Source organism: uncultured Amnibacterium sp. (assembly GCF_964245895.1).
GTDB lineage: Bacteria > Actinomycetota > Actinomycetes > Actinomycetales > Microbacteriaceae > Amnibacterium.
The window spans coordinates 1-5,217 of sequence record NZ_CAXTOQ010000200.1 but is presented as its reverse complement, the minus strand read 5'-3'; the positions used below and the strand labels follow the sequence as shown (position 1 = coordinate 5,217).

Annotated in this window: 4 protein-coding genes and 1 pseudogene; all 5 read left to right on the top strand. The window is 73.3% G+C overall.

All coding sequences use genetic code 11. The features are described 5' to 3' along the window. Positions 1-635: pseudogene (locus ACFE60_RS17460) on the top strand (aspartate carbamoyltransferase); the annotation flags it as partial. Continuing rightward, positions 632-1,948 carry a dihydroorotase gene (locus ACFE60_RS17455; protein WP_375390129.1) on the top strand — a complete coding sequence of 439 codons (1,317 nt, stop codon included), beginning with the start codon at positions 632-634 and terminating at the stop codon, positions 1,946-1,948. The pseudogene ACFE60_RS17460 and the gene ACFE60_RS17455, both read left to right, overlap by 4 nt. Continuing rightward, positions 1,939-2,460 carry a hypothetical protein gene (locus tag ACFE60_RS17450; RefSeq protein ID WP_375390128.1) on the top strand — a complete coding sequence of 174 codons (522 nt, stop codon included), beginning with the start codon at positions 1,939-1,941 and terminating at the stop codon, positions 2,458-2,460. The genes ACFE60_RS17455 and ACFE60_RS17450 overlap by 10 nt, the downstream gene beginning before the upstream one ends. Further along, positions 2,444-3,646: a glutamine-hydrolyzing carbamoyl-phosphate synthase small subunit gene (gene carA / locus ACFE60_RS17445; RefSeq protein ID WP_375390127.1), complete on the top strand. Its 1,203-nt coding sequence runs from the start codon at positions 2,444-2,446 to the stop codon at positions 3,644-3,646. Before ACFE60_RS17450 ends, carA begins: the two co-directional genes overlap by 17 nt. A 94-nt stretch (positions 3,647-3,740) precedes the next feature. Next, positions 3,741-5,217 (top strand): carbamoyl-phosphate synthase large subunit (gene carB / locus ACFE60_RS17440; protein ID WP_375390126.1); only part of this gene is annotated, 1,477 nt, incomplete at its 3' end.

Sequence of the window (5,217 nt, the reverse complement as noted above, 5' to 3'; positions counted from 1 at the left end):
GGCACGCGTCCTCCGGCGCCGCGCACACGCTGGCGACGAGCGGCTGGACGCACGCGGGCGTCGTGAACGCCGGCGACGGCACCCACGAGCACCCGACGCAGGCCCTGCTGGACGCGTTCACCATCCGCAAGCGCCTCCACGCCGACGCGAGCCGCGGGCGGGACCTCGACGGGGTGCGCGTGGTGATCGTCGGCGACGTCCTGCACAGCCGGGTCGCGCGGTCGAACATCTGGCTGCTGACGACGCTCGGTGCGAGCGTGCACCTCGTCGCGCCCCCGACCCTCCTGCCGACCCGCACCGAGGCCTGGCCGGTCACGACCGGCATCGACCTCGACGCCGCGATCGACACGGCGCCCGACGCGGTGATGACCCTGCGCGTGCAGCGGGAGCGGATGACGGAGGCGTTCTTCCCGACCGCGAAGGAGTACTCGACCCTCTACGGGCTCTCCGTCGCGCGGGCGGATCGGCTGCCGCCATCGAGCCTCGTCATGCACCCGGGACCGATGAACCGCGGCCTGGAGATCGCGGGGCCGGTCGCCGACTCGCCCCGCTCCACGGTGCTCGAGCAGGTGCACAACGGCATCGGCGTGCGCATGGCCGTGCTGTACGACGTCCTCGCGGGAGGCCACGCATGACCTCGACCAGGATCAGCGGCGCGCGGCTCGCCGACGGCACGCGGACCGACGTCCGCATCGACGGGCGCGTGATCGTCGAGACCGGGTCGCTGCCCGCCGCGGCGGGGGAGCGGACGATCGACGCGGACGGGCTGCTGCTGCTGCCCGGCTTCGTCGACCTGCACACCCACCTCCGCCAGCCGGGCGGGGAGGGCGCGGAGACCGTGCTGACCGGCTCCCGCGCCGCGGCCGCCGGCGGGTACACGACCATCCACGCGATGCCGAACACGACGCCCGTCGCGGACACCCCCGGCGTCGTCGAGCAGGTCGCGGCGCTCGGCGAGGAAGCCGGCTACGTCGACGTGCGTCCGATCGGCGCGGTGTCGAAGGGGCGGGCGGGCGAGCAGCTCGCCGAGCTCGTCGCCATGGCCCGGTCCCGCGCCCGCGTCCGCCTGTTCAGCGACGACGGCTCGTGCGTCGCCGACCCGCTGCTCATGCGCAGGGCGCTGGAGTACGCCCGCATCGTCGACGGCGTCATCGCGCAGCACGCGGAGGAGCCGCGGCTCACCGCGGGTGCGCAGCTGCACGACGGCGCGGTCGCGGCCGACCTCGGGCTGAAGGGCTGGCCCGCGGTCGCCGAGGAGGCGATCATCGCCCGCGACGCGCTGCTCGCGGAGTCGACCGGCTCCCGCCTGCACGTCTGCCACGTCTCGACGGCGGGCAGCGTCGAGGTGATCCGCTGGGCGAAGGCCCGCGGGATCCGCATCACCGCGGAGGTGACGCCGCACCACCTGTGGCTCACCGACGAGTCCGCTCGGGGCTACGACGCCCGGTACAAGGTGAACCCGCCCCTCCGCACCGACGAGGACGTCACGGTGCTCCGGGCCGCCCTCGCCGACGCTACGATCGACGCGGTCGCCACCGACCACGCCCCGCACCCGGCGGAGGCGAAGCGCAGCGAGTGGTCCGCCGCCGCGATGGGGATGGTGGGGCTCGAGAGCGCCGTGCTCGTGGTGCAGGCGGCCATGATCGAGACCGGCCTCATGGGCTGGCCGGAGGTGGAGCGCGCGATGTCGAGGCGCCCTGCGGAGATCGGCGGGCTGGCCGCCGCCGCGGGTCCTGTCGCCGTCGGCCGCACGGCCGACCTCGTGCTGCTCGACCCCACCGCGCGCCGCACCTTCGCCGTGACGGACCTGGCCGGCCGCAGCACGAACTCGCCGTACCTCGGGCAGACGCTGCCGGGCCGCGTGATCGCGACCGTCTTCCGCGGCGTCCCCACGGTGCTCGACGGCCGGGTCCGCGAGCCGGAGGAGGTCGTCGCCGCATGGGCGTGAACCCGGTGTCCGTCGCGATCGTCCTCGCGCTGCTCGTGCTCGCCCTCGCCGGGATGGCGCTCGCCTGGCGGCGTCGCGGTCGCGCCCAGACCGGCCTCGCCCTGCCGCAGGTGCCCGACGACATCGGCACGCCGTCGGTCGTCGCCTCCGGGCTGCACGTCGCGACGACGTTCGCGGGCCGGCCGCTCGAGCGCGTCGTGGTCGCGCAGCTGGGCTTCCGCGCCCCCGCCGTCGTCACCGCCACCGACCTCGGCGTGCTCGTCGACCGGGCGGGCGCGCCCGCGTTCTTCCTCCCGACCGCCGCGGTCACGGGCGCGGGCACCGCCAGCTGGGCGCTCGACAAGGGCGTCGAGCGCGACGGTCTGCTCGTCCTGGCCTGGTCCCTCACGGACGCGGAGGGCGCCGCGGTGCCCGTCGAGTCCGCCTTCCGCTTCCCGCCGGACGTGCAGGCGAGCCTCCTCGCCGCGCTCCGCCCGACCGATCAGGAGCCGTCGCATGCCGACCGCCCGTGAACTGCGCACCGAGGGCGCCGTGCTCGTGCTCGAGGACGGCCGCCGCTTCGCGGGCCGCGCCTGGGGCGCGCGCGGCCGCACCTTCGGCGAGGCCGTCTTCACCACCGGCATGACCGGCTACCAGGAGACCCTCACCGACCCGTCCTACGCCGGGCAGATCGTCGTGATGACCGCGCCGCACATCGGCAACACCGGAATGAACGACGAGGACCCCGAGTCGGACCGCATCTGGGTCGCGGGCTACGCCGCGCACCGCCCCTCCCGGGTCGCCTCCAGCTTCCGGTCGCAGCGCACCCTGGACGACGAGCTCGAGCGCGACGGGATCGTCGCCATCGCCGGCATCGACACCCGCGCGGTCGTGCGCTACCTGCGCGACAAGGGCGCGATGCGCTCCGCGATCTTCTCGGGGGACGACCTCGCGCTGCCGGAGGAGCAGCAGCTCGCGCTCGTCCTCGAGCAGCCGTCGATGGCCGGCCGCAACCTCTCCGCCGAGGTCTCCACCACGGCCACCTACACGGAGCCGGCGCGCGGCGAGCGGATCGGCTCGGTCGTGATCGTCGACCTCGGCATCAAGGCCGCGACGATCGGCAAGCTGGCCGACCGCGGCTTCGACGTGCACGTCGTGCCGGAGTCGGTGACCGTCGACGAGCTGTACGCGCTCGAGCCCTCCGCGGTCTTCTACTCGAACGGCCCGGGCGACCCGGAGGCAAGCGAGCACCACATCGGCATCCTGCGCGAGGTGCTGACGCGCCGCACGCCGTTCTTCGGCATCTGCTTCGGCAACCAGCTGCTCGGCCGGGCGCTGGGGTTCGGCACCTACAAGCTGCCGTTCGGGCACCGCGGCATCAACCAGCCGGTCGTCGACCTGCGCTCGGGCCGCATCGGCATCACCGCCCACAACCACGGCTTCGCGGTCGACGCGCCCCGCGGCGGCCCCGTGGAGACCCCGAACGGGTACGGCCGAGCCGAGGTGACGCACGTCGACCTGAACGACGACGTCGTCGAGGGCATCGCCTGCCTCGACATCCCGGCCTTCTCGGTCCAGTACCACCCGGAGGCGGCAGCGGGCCCGCACGACGCCGACGGCCTGTTCGACCGCTTCCGCGACATGGTCCTCGCGGAGCGCGCCGGCGGCGACGCGGCCGCCATCGCGACCCTGACCGCCCCGACGGACGGAGCCGCATGACCGCCTCCACCCGCTCCGAATCGCGATTCCAGTCGCTTCGCCGCTGTGGAGGCGACTCGAATCGCGAATCGAACGACTCGAAAGGCCGGGTTTGATGCCCAAGCGGGACGACATCACGAGCGTGCTCGTCATCGGCTCCGGCCCGATCGTGATCGGCCAGGCGGCGGAGTTCGACTACTCCGGCACCCAGGCGTGCCGCGTGCTGCGCGAGGAGGGCGTCCGCGTCGTCCTGGTGAACTCGAACCCGGCGACGATCATGACCGACCCGGACTTCGCCGACGCGACCTACATCGAGCCGATCACCCTGCCGGTGCTCGAGTCGATCATCGCGAAGGAGCGGCCCGACGCGGTGCTGCCGACCCTCGGCGGCCAGACGGCGCTGAACGCGGCGATCGCGCTGTCCGAGGCGGGGATCCTCGACCGGTACGGAGTCGAGCTGATCGGCGCGAAGGTCGACGCGATCCGCCGCGGCGAGGACCGCCAGATCTTCAAGGACCTCGTGATCGAGGCGGGCGCGGAGGTGGCGCGCAGCCGCATCGCGACGAGCGTCGAGGACGCCCTCGAGCACGCCGACGACCTCGGCTACCCGATGGTCGTCCGCCCGTCGTTCACGATGGGCGGCCTCGGCTCCGGCTTCGCGCACACCCCGCAGGAGCTCGCCCGGTTCGTCGAGCAGGGCGTCGCCGCCTCCACGGTCGGGGAGGTGCTGCTCGAGGAGTCGATCCTCGGGTGGAAGGAGTACGAGCTCGAGCTGATGCGCGACACGGCCGACAACACCGTCGTCGTCTGCTCCATCGAGAACGTCGACCCCGTCGGCGTGCACACCGGCGACTCGATCACCGTCGCCCCCGCGATGACGCTCACGGACCGCGAGTACCAGCACATGCGGGACATCGCGATCGACATCATCCGGCTCGTCGGCGTCGACACCGGCGGCTGCAACATCCAGTTCGCGGTCGAGCCGACCACCGGCCGGATCATCGTCATCGAGATGAACCCGCGGGTCTCCCGCTCCTCCGCGCTCGCGTCGAAGGCCACCGGCTTCCCGATCGCGAAGATCGCGGCGAAGCTGGCGATCGGCTACCGGCTCGACGAGATCCCGAACGACATCACGAGGGTCACGCCCGCCAGCTTCGAGCCGACGCTCGACTACGTGGTCGTCAAGGTGCCGCGGTTCGCGTTCGAGAAGTTCCCCGCCGCCGACCCCGAGCTGACGACCACCATGAAGTCGGTCGGCGAGGCGATGGCGATCGGCCGCACCTTCGGTGCCGCGCTGCAGAAGGCGCTGCGCTCGCTCGAGAAGCGGGGCAGCTCGTTCTCCTGGGAGGGCGACCCCGGCGACCGGGCCGCGCTGCTGGAGGCGATCCGCACGCCCACCGACGGCCGGATCGTCCAGGTGCAGCAGGCGTTCCGGGCGGGCGCGACGGTCGAGGAGGTCTTCGAGGCGACCGCGATCGACCCGTGGTTCCTCGACGCGATCGTCGGGATCAACGCGGTCGCGGACACGGTCGGGGACGCGCCCGAGCTGGACGAGGACGTGCTGCGGATCGCGAAGGAGGAGGGCTTCTCCG

Coding starts and splice junctions, on each gene's coding strand:
- ACFE60_RS17455 (WP_375390129.1), top strand. CDS start 632: ATGACCTCGACCAGGATCAGCGGCGCGCGGCTCGCCGACGGCACGCGG.
- ACFE60_RS17450 (WP_375390128.1), top strand. CDS start 1,939: ATGGGCGTGAACCCGGTGTCCGTCGCGATCGTCCTCGCGCTGCTCGTG.
- carA (WP_375390127.1), top strand. CDS start 2,444: ATGCCGACCGCCCGTGAACTGCGCACCGAGGGCGCCGTGCTCGTGCTC.